A 15185-nucleotide genomic window follows, 5' to 3' on the forward strand; every position below is an offset into this window, starting at 1 on the left:
GGATTACGCTTTGTTCCATCCGGGCTACAAGGTGGTGACATGATTGAGCCATCCCAACTCGACGCACAGATCATCAACGACGTCGCGGACGCGCTGATCTATTCCGATCGCTCCGGCACGATCACACGCTGGAATCGCGCATCGACCGCGCTGTTCGGCTTCACGGCCGACGAAGCGCTCGGCGAGAACCTCGATCTGATCATTCCCGAACATCTTCGCGCCGCGCACTGGAAAGGCTTCGACGCCGCGCTCGCGAGCGGCACCATGAAGCTTGCGGGCAAGCCGACGCTGACTCGCGCGCTGCACAAGAGCGGGCGCAAGCTCTACATCGAGATGACCTTCGCATTGGTGCGAGACAACGATGGCGCGGTGCAGGGATCGGTGGCGATGGCTCGCGACGTCACGGAGCGCGTTGAGCGCGAACGGACGGCCAAGGCGGCGCGAAATTCGTGATGCGGAATTGACGGAAAGCCGCGCAGGGAGGCCTGCACGCGCGTCATGTTGCCTGTCACCGGCGGCGGTGACACACTCCATCAAAACCATGATCAGGGAGCGAACATGACCACCGCACCAGACCTCGCGCAGGAAGCGCAATGGAAGCGCTGGCGTGCGATCGCCGATCTCTATCACGCCTGTTTCACCGGGCTGATCCTCACCGTCGTCACGCGCCGCGGCACGGCGGATGCCGCAGAATTCGTCTTCCGCGTGTTTCGTCGCCAGCAGCAGGAGCGTTTCCTGCCGGGGCTCAGGAAGCTCGGGATCCACCATCTGCCGCCGGCGGTCGCGGCTGCGCAATACCACTATCTCTCCAACTGGATCGGCGGCGTGCATGTCGAATACATGTACGAGAGCGACACCAAGGCTTGGATCCGCTATCCGCCGCCGCGCTGGATCTGGAAGGGCACTGCGATCTGTGGCGTGCCGGGCGAAGTCTCACGCGCCATGCTGCGCGGCTGGCACGCCAACAATGGCGCGGCCCTCGGCGACCTCAGGCTCGGCTTCGTCTGCACCAAGCAGAGCGTCGACGGCCAGGACGGGCTCGAAGGCTATTACCATCTCTACGACCATCCGCTCGAGCTCGACCAGCGCCTCGTGTTCGCGCGCCACCTTGAAGCACCTTTGTTCGATGCGAAGACGGCGCCCGCCTTGCCGGTCGCGAGCTGGCCAAGACCGCGGCTGGAAAAGGCCTATCGCAATTACGCGATGGAATATGTCCGCACCGCCGCGCCCGTGATGGTGCAGCTGTTCGGCCCGGAGGATGCCGGCTATCTGCTGCACCTCACCGGCAAGCTGATCGGCATGCAATATTTCGACGAGGTCGCAGCGGCACTGGCGACGACCCGCGGCGGCGCGCGAGAATTCGCATCGTTCCTGAACGCGCTGCTCGTCGCGCAGGATGATGCGGCCGAGATGACGCAATCGGAAGGCACGTTCGAGATCCGGCAGCAGAGCTGGAAGCTGATGGACGACATCGCCGATTATCATCGCGCCTGCGCCAAGGTGCTGGAGGGATTGTTCGAGGGTCTCGCCGCAGGCTGCGGCCGGCACATCGGCGTGCAGATGCGCACCGCGGTAGGCGGGCGGCCGCCGCTGGTGTGGACGATCGAGTAATTCCACCGCTTGAAATGCGCTGCCGCAGGGCACGCCTGCATCGGGCGCAGGCAGAATCGGAGCACGCCGTGCTAACACGCCTCAGCCGCGGCATTCGCACGAACGACGCCATTGGCACACCAAGTGATTGCTGCGCCGCAAACGGCGCCTGCGCCCGGGAGAGGACATGTCCGACATCGCCGAAATCCCGGTCGATGAGCAAGAGCGCCCGCTGCCGCCGCCTCCGCCGCCGATCAGAAGCGCCCTGACCGACGGGCCGATCCTGCGCACGCTGCTCTCGCTCGCTTGGCCGAACGCGATCGGTCTGTCGGCCGGTATCTGCGTGGTGATCGCCGAGACCTCCTATGTCGGCCGGCTCGGCGTCGAGGCGCTGGCCGCGATGGCGCTGGTGTTTCCGACGATCATTCTGACCATGACGATGTCCGGCGGCGCCATGGGCGGCGCGGTGGCCTCGGCCATCGCGCGTGCGCTCGGCGCCGGGGACCGCGAGCGTGCCGGCGCATTGGCCGTGCACGCGATGCTGATCGGTATCAGCTTCGGCCTCGTCTTCATGCTGGGCATGCTGATCTTCGGGCCGAGGCTGCTCGAGATGCTCGGCGGCCGCGGCGATGTACTGACGCATGCGATCGCCTACACGCAGGTGTTCTTCGGCGGCGCCGTGCTGCCCTGGCTGCTTAACACCATGGCGGGCATCTTGCGCGGCACCGGCAACATGAAGCTGCCGTCTTTCCTGATCCTCAACTCCGCGGCCTGGCAGATCGTGCTCGGCGGCACGCTCGGTCTCGGGCTCGGGCCAGTGCCGCAGTTCGGCATGCGCGGCGTCGCCGCCGGCGCGCTGATCGCCTATACTATGAACATCGGCATCATGAGCTGGTACCTGTTCTCCGGCCGCGCGCGGATCACGCTGAAGCTGCGCGGCCTGCGCATTCAATGGGCGATGTTCTTCGACATCCTCAAGGTCGGCGCCATCGCCTGCTTCTCGCCGCTGCAATCGGTGCTGACGATCTCGATCTTCACGCACATGCTGGCGCAGTTCGGCACGGCGATCCTCGCCGGCTATGGCGTCGGCGCGCGGCTCGAATTCCTGCTGACCTCGATCGCGTTCTCGTTCGGCATCGCCTGCGTGCCGATGGTCGGGATGGCGATCGGCGCCGGCCGCATCGCGCGGGCCCGGCGCATCGCCTGGACCGCCAGCGTTGCTGCTTTCGTGGCGGTCGGCGTGCCGGCGTGCCTCGTTGCGATCTTCCCCGATCTCTGGGTCAACATGTTCACCGACAGTGTGGCGGTGCGCGCGGCGAGCCATCAATATCTTTCGACGGTCGGGCCGTTCTACGCCTTCTTCGGCCTTGCGACGACGATGTATTTCTCCTCGCAAGGCGCGGCCAAGGTGATCGGCCCCGTGCTGGCGCAGACCGCGCGGCTGATCTACATCGCCGGCATCGGCTGGTGGCTGTCGACGCACGGCGCCAGCGCGCAGAGCTTCTTCTGGCTCGCCGCGAGCTCGATGGTCGTGCTCGGCCTCTTGTCGTGCTCCAGCGTCGTGCTGACACGCTGGGGACCGCGCGAGACGCCTGCGATCAAGCCGGCGCTTTCGGCTGCCGATTAACGGTGCTTGTGGCGGCGATGGCCGCCGCCGGTATTGGCGAGCCGCATCAATTGCGGGATCATCGCCATCATGTCGCTGCCGCCGCTGCCGCCGAGCATGCCCATGATGTCGCCGCCGCCCATGCTGCCGATCCCGACCGGCATGGTGCCGCCGCCCATCGGTGTGTAGCCGCCATAGCTCGGTGCACCGAATCCGCCGCCGAAATTGCCGCCGCCCATCATGCCGCCGAGCCCGCCGCCGCCGTTCTCCATCATGCGGCTCATCATCGGACCCATGGTCTGCATCAGCATGGCGAAGCGGCGCTTGCCCATCTTCGCCTTCATCATCTCCAGCATCGGCGCCATCTGGGTCATCATGTCCTCGCCGCCGGCACCGCCGCCGCCGAGGAATTGCGCCTTTGCCGGCACGCTCGAGATCGAAAACAGCAGCAGCACGGCGGCCGCCTGGCAGATCACCTTGTCCGCACCTCTCATGGCATGCTCCTCGCGTGCGTGGCGCCGCCGGGAGAGCAGAGCCAACCGGACGCACGCGGACATGGTTACGGCCGGCGAGGACGGGCTTCTGTGAGACAACTCACAGTGAATGATCAGGCCGAAGCGGGCGGAAACGCCTTATGCATGGCGGCCACCGCCTCCTTGGTTTGCCCCTGAACGTAAGGCGCGAGCTCGTTCGGCAGCATGTCGATGATCCAGACGAGACGGCAGCTCGTCTCGCCCTCGGCAATGACCTGCACAGAGGCGCTGTAATGCCTCAGCCGCTCGTTGCTGATGGCATAGACGAGGCGCCGCCGCGCATCGTCGCAGTCGACCAGCACTTCGCGCGCGACCGAGCCGTTGGCGAAGGTGACGATGCGCGCATCGCCGTCGAGCGTGCACGCCGTGACGAAGCCCGGCACCAGCCGCTGATGCAGCGCGCCGAAATCACGCACCGCGTCCCAGACGTCGCGCGCGGGGGCGGGGAGGGAGGTGTCGTTGTGGATGGAGGCCATGAAGGTGTCCTTGATGATGTCCAGTGATTGCAACAAACACCGTCATTGCGAGCGTAGCGAAGCAATCCAGGAATCTTTCCGCGGAAGCAGTCTGGATTGCTTCGTCGCACCAGTGCAAAATTGCTTCGCAATTTTGTCACGGGCTCCTCGCAATGACGGAGCGAGTGGCTAGCGCTCACACGCAAACAGCCTCGACATTGTTGCCATCAGGATCGATCAGGAACGCTGCGTAATAGGTCGGGCTGTAATCCCTGCGCGGGCCGGCGCCGCCATTGTCGCGGCCGCCGCTCCTGAGGCCTTCGCTGTGAAATGCCTTGACCGCATCATGATCCCGGGCGCGGAAGGCGATGTGGACGCCATCTGCCTTGCGGCCCTTGTTCAGGTGCAGCCACAGCGCCGGCTCGCCCTTCGGCCCGAAGCCGGCATAACCGTCGCCGCTCGAGCACAGGACAAAGCCGAGCGGCGCCAGCACTGCGCTGTAGAAGCGCGTGGCGGCGTCGAGGTCGGCAACGCGCAATCCGATGTGGTCGTACATGTTCGTCTCCATTGCGAAGAAGCGTGCCGCGAAGGGCACGCGCCGGAGACGACCCTAGTCAGTTGAGGGCAAGCTGCTCTTGGAGAATCTTGCGCTCCCCCTTCGACGCCTGCCGGAACTTGGTCGGCGACACGCCGGCGGCGCGATGGAAGGTGCGGACGAAATTGGAGAGATCGCCGAAGCCGACGTCATAGGCGATGTCGGTGACGGCGATGTCGTCGTCGGCGAGCAGCCGTGCCGCGTGGCGCAGCCGCGAGCGCACCAGATATTGATGCGGGGTGACGCCGAGCACGGCCGAGAACAGCCGCAGGAAATGAAACGGGCTCAATCCCGCCTGCTTCGCTGCCTGCTCGAGGTCGAGCTCGGCATGCGAATTGTCGTCGATCCACAGCGCCGCCTCCACCGCGCGGCGGCGGTCGCGTGCGGTGGGCGTGGCCGGCTTGCGCGCTTTGTCCGAGACGGCGTCGACAAAACGGCCAGCCAGGATCTGGCCGATCTCGTCGAGGCCGAGATCGCTGTTGCCATCTGCTGCCGTCTGGGCCAGCTCGCCGAGCACCATCAGCTCGGGCAGCGGCGGCGTCGCGCCGATCTGCCAGACCTCGCGCCGCCCGCCGAGGGCGTCGACCAGGTCCTCGCTGAAGAAGAAGCCGAGGCAGACGTCGCCGGACACGTGCTCATGCGTGCAGGTGTATTCCTCGCCGGGGGCGCCGATCAGCATCGAGCCCGCCACCAGCTCGAAGAAGCCGGCGCGGCAATGGCAGCCGAAGCTGCCGGAGCGGACATAGGCGATGGAATGGCCGGTGCGGCATTCCGCAAACGGCCTGTCGTCCGGGCCCGCATCGCAGCGAAACTCGGATGCCGTGATCGAGGGCGTCGTCAGCAACGTGGTGGCGTGCATCCCGCGTATTTAGGTAGGCGCCCGCGGCGGAGCAACCGGCAGCAGCACCTCGAACAGCGTCTTGCTGGCGATGGGATGGGCCCCTTCCAGCGCCAGCAGCCGCCGCTTGGAGATCACGCCGCCATAGGGCGAGAGCCGGTCAGTGTAATTGCCAGCCTCCAGCACCCGGTGGCAGGGAACGATCAGCATGAACGGATTTCTCGCAATCGCCTGCGCCACGGAATAGGACGCGCCGGAGGCGCCCAGCGCCCGGGCGACCTCGTGATAGGTGCGTGTCTCCCCGCGCGGAATGCTGCAGGTGTACTCGTAGACGCGCCGGTCGAAGCCGGGCACCCCGCCGGCGTCCAGGCTGACCTCGGAGAAGTCGGGATCGTGACCTTGCAGCAGGCCCGTGATGCCCTCGATCGCAAGCTCGGCGTTCTCGGACGGGCGCTGCTCCCGCGCCTCGGGATGGACCTGGAAAATCCGGCGGCGGGTGTCGATCTCCCGCGCCTCCGGCAATTGCACGGCGACCACGCCGGTGCCGCTCCAGATGATGCCGCAACGGCCGATGGCCGTGTCGAATATCGCGTAAGCCCGCCCCACCATGCACACGCCCCACTCAGTGCACGTTTCTCCCCGGAGAAGCGATCATAACACCGCCACAATCCGGCGCACCTGGAATCTTATCAGGACGTTAACAAGCGTCCGGCCGGCCGCGCCAAACCGCTTGGCGGCAGGCGCCGTCTCGGCTAATCAAGAGGGGCGCAAAGCGCACATCGCGGGCGTAGTTCAATGGTAGAACGGCAGCTTCCCAAGCTGCATACGAGGGTTCGATTCCCTTCGCCCGCTCCAGCCCTTAGTTCGGCAGGCTTCTCAGAAACTGGACGATCGCCGCGTTCACCTCCGCCGGCCGCTCCTGCTGCGTCCAATGTCCGCAGCCGGGCAGCATCTTGATTTCGCGCAGCTGCGGCACCCATTGCTTCATGTTGGCGAGATGTTCGGCGGCACCGGGGAAGGCGATGACCATGTCATGGTCGCCGGCGACGAAGAGCGAGGGCACCACCACTTGCATGCCCTCGAATGCTGCCATCAGCTCCCAATTGCGATCGATGTTTCGGTAGTAATTGAGCGGCCCGCGAAAGCCGCTGCGCGCAAATTCGGCAGCGTAGTGGTCGAGCTCGGCGGCACTCAGCCAGGACGGAAGCGGCACCGGCACCTTCGGCAGCATGCCGTCCTTTCGGGAGACCATGCCGGCGGCGACCGTCCGCCCTTGACGCTCGGCATTGGCGCGGATCGCGGTCGCCCCTTCGCCGGAGCCGCCGAAGAGCATGGCGCCGAGCGTTGCGCGAGGATCCCGCTCGAACTCCGCTTCGGCGATACCTGGCTCCTGGAAGTACAGCTGATAGAACTGCGCATCCGCCGTCTGCGGCATGACGCTCGTCGGCCGCACGGGACTGCGCGGCCGATACGGTACGCTGAGGATCGCGGCGGCCCGGAAGCGATCGGGCCGCAGGCGCGCCGTGTGCCAAGCGATTGTCGCGCCCCAGTCATGTCCAACGATGACGGCGTCCTTTGCCTCGAACGCGTCGAGCACGCCGACGAGATCGCCGACCATATGGAGGATCGTGTATTGATCGATCGCTTCGGGCCGGTCGCTCTTTCCGTAGCCGCGCATATCCGGTGCGACCGCGTGGTAGCCAGCCGCCGCCAGCGCGTCGAGTTGATGCCGCCAGGAGTACCAGCCTTCCGGAAAGCCATGGCAGAGCAGCACCATAGGCCCGTCGCCCTGCTCGGCGACATTGAGGCTGATGCCGTTGGCTTTGATCCTCCGCTGCGTCGGGCCATCCATTCGTCGCCTCCGATTTTTTGTGGTTGGGGCGCATCCTAATCGGGCGTACGGCCTGCGCAAAATTTCTAATATATTGGACTGCCGCTCCCGGCGTGTGCCTCCGCGCGCGCTAAGCTTCTCTCACCCCGGCGGATGCGGTCCTCGTATCGGGCGATGTTCGGATGAAACCCATGGACCAGCAAAAACTCGATCGCGCCATCGGTCGGCGCCTGAAGACGCTGCGGACGCAGGCGGGCATGACGTTGAACGAGCTTGCAGGCCGCTCCGGCGTCAGCCGGGCCATGATCGGGCGGGTGGAGCGGGCGCAGAGCAGTGCGACGGCGGCGCTGCTGAACAAGCTCTGCGCGGCGCTTGACGTCACGCTCAGCGATGTCGTCGCGCTCGCCGAGAAGCCGCCGGAGCGCCTGGTGCGGCTGGCGGACCAGCCGCTCTGGCGCGACCCCGACAGCGGCTATCGCCGGCGGCACGCCTCGCCGCCGGATGCGGCCAGCGGCATCGAGATCATCGTGGTCGACCTTCCCGCCGGCGCGCGCGTCTCCTACAGCCCCTGGGGCCGCAACGCCTTCACCCAGCAGCTCCTGATGCTGGAGGGCGCCATCGCCGTGCATATCGACGCCAAGGCGGTGCGGCTGCGCGAGGGCGATTGTCTGGATTTCGACGTGATGCGCGCCGTGATCTTCGAGAACGAAACCAAGCAGGACGCGCGCTACGTCATCATCGTCAGGCGCGGCGCGTCCTACGGCAAGATGTGAGGGCAAAGCGTGGAGACGAGCACGATGCAGATCCGGACCGGCGACACCTATGATCCGCGCGTCGTCGCGCTGCTCGATCACCACGTTGCTGCTGCGCGGGCGCAGACCGCGCCGGGCAGTGCCCATGCGCTCGATCTCGCGGGCCTGCGTGCACCCGACGTCGCATTCTGGACCGGCTGGGACGGCGAGACGCTGGTCGCGACCGGTGCGTTGAAGACGCTTTCGGCGCGCCACGGCGAGGTCAAGTCGATGCACACGCTGCAGACCGCGCGCCGGCGCGGCTATGGCGGCCAGATGCTGCGCCACATCATCGCGGAAGCCCGCGCGCGCGGCCTGACGCGGCTCAGCCTCGAGACCGGCTCGTGGGACTATTTCAAGCCGGCGCACGCACTCTATCTGGCGCACGGTTTCGTCGCATGCGGCCCGTTCGAAGGTTATGTCGAGGATCCCAACAGCCTGTTCCTGACGCTGGAGCTGTCGGCGCTGGACCGCCGATAGCTTAAGAGCGCGTCTCCTCGATCTTGTCGAGCACGCGCTCGGGGGCGATGTCCCGGGCCGCTTCCTCCAGGTCGCGCTCCGCGTCCGGCTTGACCTCGAGCCGCTCGGCGATCTGCGTGAGCAGGTGGGCAAGCTTGGTCAGCTCGTGCTCGGCGAGCAAGCTGATCTGGAGATCGAGATCGGCGCGCTTGTCGGCCGCCGCCGTCATGCGGTTCTGCGAGATCAGCACGAAGGTGGAGAGGAAGATCGCCTCCACCGAGGCGATCATCGCCAGCACGACGAAGCTCTCGTCCCAGGCCGGAATTCCCGGAATCCAATGCAGGTTGGCAATGATCCAGAACCCGAACAGGGCGAGGTGCAGGTAGACGAAGATCATGCTGCCGGTGAAGGCCGTGATCGCGTCCGCGACCTTGTCCTGGCCGCTGGCCGCCTGCTGCTCCCGGCGCCGCCGCGCCACCAGCGCCTGGATGTTGCGCTCGAGCGTCGGGCTCAGCCCCTCGCCGGAATCATGGGTGATGTCGTTACGCACGCCCCGGCAACGGCCCGCCGGGGAAGCCGTTCCTGGAAGGGGAAGCAAAAAGACCGATCCCCTCATCAAATGAGTTGCGTACCTCAAAACACCTCTGCTAGCCTTCAGCCATGGCCGAGACCCTCGCCCCGACTGTGCTGACGCTGAAGGACATCGCCCGCGAGGCCGGTGTCAGCCTCGCCACGGTCGATCGCGTGCTGCACAACCGGCCGGGGGTCCGCCCTGACACGGTCCGGCGCGTCAAGGACGCCATCGCCCGCAATTCGTTCCAGCCGCATGTGGCCGCCGCCGAGCTCGCCCGCGGCCGCGCCCGCCGCTTCGCCTTCGTGATGCCGTCGGGCTCGAACCCGTTCATGCAGCAGATCGAGGCCCATCTCGGCGAGATGGCGGGCTGGCTGTCGGCCCGCCGCCTCAATGTCGAGATGATCGCAACCGACGTGTTCGAGCCCGCCGCGCTCGCAGCCTCGCTCGAGGCGCTGTCCGGCGACTATGACGGCGTCGCCGTGGTGGCGCTGGACCATCCGAGCGTCCGCGCCGCCATCAATGACCTCGTCGATGCCGGCGCCAAGGTCGTGACGCTGGTCTCGGATGTGCCGTCGTCGCGCCGCCACCATTATGTCGGCATCGACAACATCGCCGCGGGCCGCACCGCCGGCGCGCTGGTCGGGCGCTTGGTCGGCCAGAGGTCCGGCAAGGTCGCGATCATCGCGGGCTCGCAGGGCCTGCGCGACCATGCCGAACGTATCTTCGGCTTCAACCAGGTGATGGCGACGGAATTCCCCGATCTCAGCGTGCTGCCGGTGCTGGAAGGGCGCGACGAGGACGATCGTTCGGAGCAGCTGCTGGCGCGGCTGCTCGGCAAGCATGGCGACATCGTCGGTCTCTACAACGTCGGCGCCGGCACGCAGGGCGTCGCCAAAGCGCTGAACGACAAGGCTCTGAACGACAAGGCCTCTGGCGCGGCCGGGCGCGACAAGCAGGTGGTGTTCGTCGGGCACGACGTCACCGCGCTGACCCGCCGCTTGCTGCTGCAGGGCGTGATGGATGCCGCGATCTCGCAGAACCCCGGACATGAAGCGCGCGCGGCCGTCCGGGTGCTGCTCGCGCTCGCCCGCGGCGAGCCGATCTTGAGTGAACAGGAGAAGATCCGGATCGACATCGTGATGCGGGACAATCTGCCCTAGCGGCAGCTGAACTTGGAAACGGGACCGCCAGCGGGGAAAAGCGACGCAAGATCGCTCGCCCGCGGCAGGCGAAAGGGAGGACGATTTGTATCTCGGGATCGACATCGGCACGTCCGGTGTGAAAGCGGTGCTCGCGAGCGAAGCCGGCGCGGTGACCGCGACGGCGGCGCGCGAGCTTGCGCTGTCGCACCCTGCGCCGCTGTGGTCCGAGCAGGATCCCGACGCCTGGGTCGATGCGGCCGTCGGCGCCGTCGACGATCTCGCCGCGCGCCATCCGCGCGAGGTTGCGCAGGTGCGCGGCATCGGGCTGTCGGGTCAGATGCACGGCGCGACGCCGCTTGGCGAGGACGGCCGGCCGCTGCGTCCAGCCATCCTCTGGAACGACGGCCGCTCGCAGGCCGAATGCGCAGCGCTGGAGCGGCGCTGTCCCTCGCTGCACGCGATCGCCGGCAATCTCGCGATGCCCGGCTTCACCGCGCCGAAGCTGCTCTGGGTGGCACGGCACGAGCCGAAGATCTTCGACCGCGTGGCAAAGGTGCTGCTGCCGAAAGCCTATGTCCGCTATCGCCTCACCGGCGAGATGGTCGAGGACATGTCGGACGCGTCAGGCACGCTGTGGCTCGACGTCGGCCTGCGGCGCTGGTCCGCGCTGCTGCTGCATGCCACCGGGCTCGATCTGCACCACATGCCGCGCCTCGTCGAGGGCAGTGCTGTGAGTGCGGTGCTCGCGCCTGAATACGCGCAGCGCTGGGGCATGGCGAAAAATGTCGTGATCGCGGGCGGCGCCGGCGACAATGCGGCCAGCGCGATCGGGCTTGGCGCCATCGCGCCCGGCGATGCCTTCCTGTCGCTGGGAACGTCGGGCGTCCTGTTCCGCGTCACCGATCGCTTCGCTCCGGCGCCGGCTTCGGCGGTGCATGCCTTCTGCCACGCGCTGCCCGGCCTCTGGCATCAGATGGGCGTAATGCTGTCGGCCGCGGCCTCGCTCGCCTGGCTCGCCGAGGTGATGGAGACGCCGGCCGCAGCGCTCTTGGCGCCGCTCGGCGAGCGCGTCGATGCACCTGGCACGGTCCAGTTCCTGCCTTATCTCGACGGCGAGCGCACGCCGCACAACGATGCCGCTGCCAGCGGCGCCTTCGTCGGCCTACGCGGCGCGACCGGGCGTTCGGAGATCGTGCAGGCCGTGCTCGAAGGCGTCGCCTTTGCCGCGCGCGACAATCTGGCGGCGCTCAGCACAGCCAGCGGGCCGATCGCCGAGGTCGATCTCGTCGGCGGCGGCTCGCGCTCGCCCCTGTGGGCGCAGATCTGCGCCGACGTGCTCGGCATGCCCGTCCATCGCGTCGAGGAAGGCGAGGTCGGCGCCGCGCTCGGCGCTGCGCGCCTCGGCCGGCTCGCCGTAACAGGCGAGAATCCCGCTGACGTCTGCACGCGCCCGCGGCGGCTCGCAAGCTTCACACCCCGCCCGTCCGTCGCTGCGGCCTATGACGAGGCCTATCGGCGATGGCGCGCGCTTTATCCCGCATTGAAGGAGTCTTAAGTGAACGCGCCAGCCAAATTCTTCGGTGCAAGTGCACCCGTCGCCTTCGGCGGCAAGGAGGCCGAAGGTGCGCCCGCCTTCCGCTGGTACGACAAGGACCGCCTGGTGCATGGCCGCCGGCTCGAGGATCATCTGCGCTTTGCGGTCTGCTATTGGCATTCGTTCTGCTGGCCGGGGGGCGATCCCTTCGGCGGCGAGACCTTCCTGCGGCCTTGGCACCACGGCACCGATGCGATGGCGATGGCGCGCGCCAAGGCCGATGCCGCCTTCGAGCTGTTCCGCCTGCTGGACGTCCCCTTCTTCACCTTCCACGACGTCGATGCGGCGCCGGAGGGCGCCTCCCTCGCCGAGTCCGTCGCCAACCTCAACGCCATCGCCGATCTGTTCGAGCAGAAGATGGCATCGAGCAAGGTCCGCCTGCTCTGGGGCACTGCGAACCTGTTCACGCACCGCCGCTACATGGCGGGCGCCGCGACCAATCCGGATCCCGACATCTTCACCTATGCCGCCGGCCAGGTCCGCGCCGCGCTGGAGGTCACGCACCGGCTCGGCGGGCAGAACTACGTGCTGTGGGGCGGACGCGAGGGCTACGAGACGCTGCTCAACACCGATCTCAAGCGCGAGCTCGACCAGCTCGGCCGCTTCGTCTCGCTCGTCGTCGAGCACAAGCACAAAATCGGGTTCAAGGGCCCGCTGCTGATCGAGCCGAAGCCGAAGGAGCCGACCAAGCATCAATATGATTTCGACGTCGCCACCTGCTACGGCTTCCTCGAACGCTACGACCTGCTCAAGGACGTCAAGCTCAACATCGAGCAGAACCACGCCATCCTCGCCGGTCACTCCTTCCATCACGAGGTCGCGCTGGCCGAGGCGCTCGGCGTGTTCGGCTCGCTCGACATCAACCGGGGCGACGATCTGCTCGGCTGGGACACCGATCAGTTCGCGATGAACGTGCCGGAGCTGGCGCTGGTGTTCCACGAGATCCTGAACCGTGGCGGCTTCACCACGGGTGGACTCAATTTCGATGCCAAGATCCGCCGCCAGTCGATCGATCCCGATGATCTCATCCATGCCCATGTCGGCTCGATGGATGCCTGTGCGCGCGCCTTCCTCGCCGCCGCCGACATGCTCGACGCCGGCACGCTGAGTGCGCCGCTCGCAAAGCGCTACGAGGGCTGGGCCGGCCCGGAGGGCCGCGCCATTCTCGGCGGCCAGCGTTCGCTCGCCGATCTGGCCGACCGCGCGATGTCTCCCGGCTTCGATCCGCAGCCGCGCTCGGGCCGGCAGGAATATCTGGAATCCCTGGTCAACCGCTATGTCTGAGGAAACGCCGCTGATGACGAAGACTGACGCGACACCGGTGCTCGAACTCACCGGCATCGGCAAGGAGTTCGGCGCGATCCGCGCGCTGCACGACGTCGACATGCAGGTCTGGCCCGGCGAAGTGGTCGGCCTGATGGGCGACAACGGTGCGGGCAAGTCGACGCTGGTGAAGATCATCGCCGGCAATTTCCGCCCCACGCATGGCGAGATGCGCTTTGCCGGCAGCGCGGTGCATTTCAACCGGCCCGTCGATGCCCGCGCCGTTGGCATCGAGGTCGTCTACCAGGACCTCGCGCTCGCCGACAATCTCACGGCCGCCGCCAACGTCTTTCTCGGCCGCGAGATGAAGCGCAGGTTCGGGCCGATTGCCTTGCTCGACCACAAGGCGATGGCATCGCGCGCGCTGGAGCTGTTCGGCGAACTGCGTTCGGAGACGCGCCCGGACGATCTCGTCAGACAGATGTCGGGCGGCCAGCGCCAGGCGGTCGCGATCGCGCGCACCCGGCTGTCCAATGCGCGGCTGGTGATGATGGACGAGCCGACCGCCGCAATCTCGGTGCGCCAGGTCGAGCAGGTGCTCGGCCTTATCCACCGGCTCAAGGAGCAGGGCGTCGCCGTGATGCTGATCTCGCACCGCATGCCCGACGTGTTCGCCGTATGCGACCGCGTCGTCGTCATGCGGCGCGGCGAGAAGCGCGCCGACAAGTCGATTCACCAGACCTCCCCCGAGGAGGTCACCGCCCTCATCACCGGTGCGAAGGAGGCGGCGTGATGGCCATGCCCTTGGAATCCCCTATTACCTTCACCAATGTCGGCAAGATCAGGTGGTGGCAGCGCGGCATCTTCGCCTCGCAGACCGGCTACGTCCTGCTCGCGCTGGCGGTGCTGCTGGTGATCATGCATTTCGCCAGCCCCTACTTCTTCACCCAGGGCAACATGCAGAACGTGGCGAAGAACTTTTCCTTCATCGCCATCGCGACGCTCGGCGTCACCTTCGTGATCATCACCGGCGGCATCGACCTGTCGGTGGGATCGATGATGTGCTTTTCCGCCATGATCACATCGATGGTGATGACCGAGCTGTCGGCGCCCGGATCGCCGCTGGTGCACATGGCGGCCGACGGCAAGACCGTGCTCGCCAATGTTCCGGGGCTGATCCTGCTCATCTCGATCCTCGCCGGCCTCGGCGTCGCGCTGATTGCCGGCCTCGTCAACGGCTTCTGCATCGCCGTGCTCGGCCTGTCGCCCTTCGTCACCACGCTCGGCATGCTCTCGATCGTGCGCGGGCTCGGCTATGTCGTCTCCAACGGACGCGGCAGCTTCCCGGGAGGGCCGGACGCCGATTATTTCTACGCGCTCACGTCCGGTGACGTGCTCGGCGTGCCGGCGCCGTTCATCTATCTCGTGATCCTGGCGCTGACCATGGCCGTGGTGCTGCATCACACCTCGTTCGGCCGCCACGTCTTCGCGCTCGGCGGCAACGAGAAGGCGGCCGAGCTCACCGGCATTCCGGTGGTGCGGGTGAAGATCGAGGTCTACGTGATCTGCGCGCTCGCCGCGGGCCTGCAGGGCATCATCATCTCCGGCTGGCTCGGATCGGCGCCGGCCAACATGGCGATGTCCTACGAGCTCAACGTGATCGCGGCGGCCGTGATCGGCGGCGCCAATCTCGCCGGCGGCATCGGCGGTCCGCTCGGGGCCATCGTCGGCTGCGTGCTGCTGGAGGTGATCCGCAACGGCCTCGTGCTGGCCCAGGTCAGCTCGTACTGGCAGCAGACGTTGGTCGGCGTGATCATCATTCTGGCTGTGCTGGTCGACCGCGTCCGCTCGCGGATGACGTGAAATGACGACATCTCGGGAAGGCAAGGAAAACGTCGCCTATCCGCTTCCCGG

Annotated in this window: 17 protein-coding genes and 1 tRNA gene; 11 read left to right on the forward strand and 7 right to left on the reverse strand. The window is 66.9% G+C overall.

Annotation, left to right across the window (positions count from 1 at the left end; translation table 11 throughout):
- The first annotated feature begins 39 nt into the window (after positions 1-39).
- The 3 genes from I6F17_RS30690 (at position 40) to I6F17_RS30700 (ending at position 3217) form a co-directional block, all read left to right on the forward strand.
- Positions 40-453 (forward strand): PAS domain S-box protein, encoded by a 414-nt coding sequence (locus tag I6F17_RS30690; protein WP_036042740.1) that lies wholly within the window; start codon positions 40-42, stop codon positions 451-453.
- Positions 454-558: 105 nt separating this feature from the next.
- The gene (locus I6F17_RS30695) at positions 559-1611 is read left to right on the forward strand and encodes a hypothetical protein (RefSeq protein WP_036042739.1); all 1053 of its coding nucleotides are present in this window, start codon (positions 559-561) and stop codon (positions 1609-1611) included.
- A 166-nt stretch (positions 1612-1777) separates the two neighbouring features.
- Entirely contained in the window at positions 1778-3217 is a 1440-nt protein-coding gene (locus I6F17_RS30700; protein ID WP_225128383.1) for an MATE family efflux transporter, read from the forward strand.
- Here the strand turns inward: I6F17_RS30700 and I6F17_RS30705 are convergent.
- From I6F17_RS30705 to I6F17_RS30725, 5 genes are all read right to left on the reverse strand, one after another.
- The gene (locus I6F17_RS30705; RefSeq protein ID WP_225128385.1) at positions 3214-3690 is read right to left on the reverse strand and encodes a hypothetical protein; all 477 of its coding nucleotides are present in this window, start codon (positions 3688-3690) and stop codon (positions 3214-3216) included. The genes I6F17_RS30700 and I6F17_RS30705 overlap by 4 nt on opposite strands.
- Before the next feature lie 113 nt (positions 3691-3803).
- On the reverse strand, positions 3804-4205 hold the full coding sequence (locus I6F17_RS30710; protein WP_225128422.1) for an SRPBCC family protein: 402 nt from the start codon (positions 4203-4205) through the stop codon (positions 3804-3806).
- A gap of 175 nt (positions 4206-4380) precedes the next feature.
- Positions 4381-4740 carry a VOC family protein gene (locus tag I6F17_RS30715; RefSeq protein WP_225128387.1) on the reverse strand — a complete coding sequence of 120 codons (360 nt, stop codon included), beginning with the start codon at positions 4738-4740 and terminating at the stop codon, positions 4381-4383.
- 58 nt (positions 4741-4798) lie between these two features.
- Entirely contained in the window at positions 4799-5638 is an 840-nt protein-coding gene (locus I6F17_RS30720) for a helix-turn-helix domain-containing protein (protein ID WP_225128390.1), read from the reverse strand.
- A gap of 9 nt (positions 5639-5647) precedes the next feature.
- Positions 5648-6226 carry a methylated-DNA--[protein]-cysteine S-methyltransferase gene (locus tag I6F17_RS30725; protein ID WP_225128391.1) on the reverse strand — a complete coding sequence of 193 codons (579 nt, stop codon included), beginning with the start codon at positions 6224-6226 and terminating at the stop codon, positions 5648-5650.
- Between the two features lie 172 nt (positions 6227-6398).
- On the opposite strand from I6F17_RS30725, the gene I6F17_RS30730 reads away from it, so the two are divergent.
- Positions 6399-6472, forward strand: a tRNA-Gly gene (locus I6F17_RS30730).
- Between the two features lie 4 nt (positions 6473-6476).
- On the opposite strand, the gene I6F17_RS30735 is transcribed toward I6F17_RS30730, so the two are convergent.
- Entirely contained in the window at positions 6477-7469 is a 993-nt protein-coding gene (locus tag I6F17_RS30735; RefSeq protein WP_225128392.1) for an alpha/beta hydrolase, read from the reverse strand.
- A gap of 170 nt (positions 7470-7639) precedes the next feature.
- Between I6F17_RS30735 and I6F17_RS30740 the strand changes: the two genes are divergently transcribed.
- A complete protein-coding gene (locus tag I6F17_RS30740) occupies positions 7640-8221 on the forward strand; it encodes an XRE family transcriptional regulator (protein WP_074447667.1) in 582 nt (193 codons plus the stop codon).
- Between the two features lie 24 nt (positions 8222-8245).
- Positions 8246-8719: a GNAT family N-acetyltransferase gene (locus I6F17_RS30745; RefSeq protein WP_225128393.1), complete on the forward strand. Its 474-nt coding sequence runs from the start codon at positions 8246-8248 to the stop codon at positions 8717-8719.
- A 1-nt stretch (position 8720) separates the two neighbouring features.
- Here I6F17_RS30745 and I6F17_RS30750 read toward each other — a convergent pair whose 3' ends face one another.
- The gene (locus I6F17_RS30750) at positions 8721-9248 is read right to left on the reverse strand and encodes a DUF1003 domain-containing protein (protein ID WP_225128394.1); all 528 of its coding nucleotides are present in this window, start codon (positions 9246-9248) and stop codon (positions 8721-8723) included.
- Between the two features lie 110 nt (positions 9249-9358).
- Between I6F17_RS30750 and I6F17_RS30755 the strand changes: the two genes are divergently transcribed.
- The 5 genes from I6F17_RS30755 to I6F17_RS30775 all read left to right on the forward strand — a co-directional run bounded on the left by I6F17_RS30755 (position 9359) and on the right by I6F17_RS30775 (position 15134).
- Positions 9359-10432, forward strand: coding sequence for a LacI family DNA-binding transcriptional regulator (locus I6F17_RS30755; RefSeq protein ID WP_225128395.1), 1074 nt, complete (start codon positions 9359-9361; stop codon positions 10430-10432).
- 85 nt (positions 10433-10517) lie between these two features.
- Positions 10518-11969: a xylulokinase gene (gene xylB, locus I6F17_RS30760; RefSeq protein ID WP_225128396.1), complete on the forward strand. Its 1452-nt coding sequence runs from the start codon at positions 10518-10520 to the stop codon at positions 11967-11969.
- On the forward strand, positions 11970-13292 hold the full coding sequence (gene xylA, locus I6F17_RS30765; RefSeq protein ID WP_225128397.1) for a xylose isomerase: 1323 nt from the start codon (positions 11970-11972) through the stop codon (positions 13290-13292). It begins immediately after the preceding gene.
- 13 nt (positions 13293-13305) lie between these two features.
- Complete coding sequence (locus tag I6F17_RS30770; protein ID WP_057028602.1) at positions 13306-14064, forward strand: ATP-binding cassette domain-containing protein; 759 nt, start codon at positions 13306-13308, stop codon at positions 14062-14064.
- Positions 14064-15134 carry an ABC transporter permease gene (locus I6F17_RS30775; RefSeq protein ID WP_225128398.1) on the forward strand — a complete coding sequence of 357 codons (1071 nt, stop codon included), beginning with the start codon at positions 14064-14066 and terminating at the stop codon, positions 15132-15134. The genes I6F17_RS30770 and I6F17_RS30775 overlap by 1 nt, the downstream gene beginning before the upstream one ends.
- Positions 15135-15185 lie beyond the last annotated feature (51 nt).

This window comes from Bradyrhizobium sp. NBAIM18 (assembly GCF_020193825.1).
GTDB classification, from domain to species: Bacteria; Pseudomonadota; Alphaproteobacteria; order Rhizobiales; family Xanthobacteraceae; genus Bradyrhizobium; species Bradyrhizobium yuanmingense.

Bases quoted from the DNA above. Each gene is read 5' to 3' on its own strand.
- I6F17_RS30690 (WP_036042740.1), top strand. From the start codon at position 40: ATGATTGAGCCATCCCAACTCGACGCACAGATCATCAACGACGTCGCG.
- I6F17_RS30695 (WP_036042739.1), top strand. From the start codon at position 559: ATGACCACCGCACCAGACCTCGCGCAGGAAGCGCAATGGAAGCGCTGG.
- I6F17_RS30700 (WP_225128383.1), top strand. From the start codon at position 1,778: ATGTCCGACATCGCCGAAATCCCGGTCGATGAGCAAGAGCGCCCGCTG.
- I6F17_RS30705 (WP_225128385.1), bottom strand. From the start codon at position 3,690: ATGAGAGGTGCGGACAAGGTGATCTGCCAGGCGGCCGCCGTGCTGCTG.
- I6F17_RS30710 (WP_225128422.1), bottom strand. From the start codon at position 4,205: ATGGCCTCCATCCACAACGACACCTCCCTCCCCGCCCCCGCGCGCGAC.
- I6F17_RS30715 (WP_225128387.1), bottom strand. From the start codon at position 4,740: ATGTACGACCACATCGGATTGCGCGTTGCCGACCTCGACGCCGCCACG.
- I6F17_RS30720 (WP_225128390.1), bottom strand. From the start codon at position 5,638: ATGCACGCCACCACGTTGCTGACGACGCCCTCGATCACGGCATCCGAG.
- I6F17_RS30725 (WP_225128391.1), bottom strand. From the start codon at position 6,226: ATGGTGGGGCGGGCTTACGCGATATTCGACACGGCCATCGGCCGTTGC.
- I6F17_RS30735 (WP_225128392.1), bottom strand. From the start codon at position 7,469: ATGGATGGCCCGACGCAGCGGAGGATCAAAGCCAACGGCATCAGCCTC.
- I6F17_RS30740 (WP_074447667.1), top strand. From the start codon at position 7,640: ATGGACCAGCAAAAACTCGATCGCGCCATCGGTCGGCGCCTGAAGACG.
- I6F17_RS30745 (WP_225128393.1), top strand. From the start codon at position 8,246: ATGCAGATCCGGACCGGCGACACCTATGATCCGCGCGTCGTCGCGCTG.
- I6F17_RS30755 (WP_225128395.1), top strand. From the start codon at position 9,359: ATGGCCGAGACCCTCGCCCCGACTGTGCTGACGCTGAAGGACATCGCC.
- I6F17_RS30770 (WP_057028602.1), top strand. From the start codon at position 13,306: ATGACGAAGACTGACGCGACACCGGTGCTCGAACTCACCGGCATCGGC.
- I6F17_RS30775 (WP_225128398.1), top strand. From the start codon at position 14,064: ATGGCCATGCCCTTGGAATCCCCTATTACCTTCACCAATGTCGGCAAG.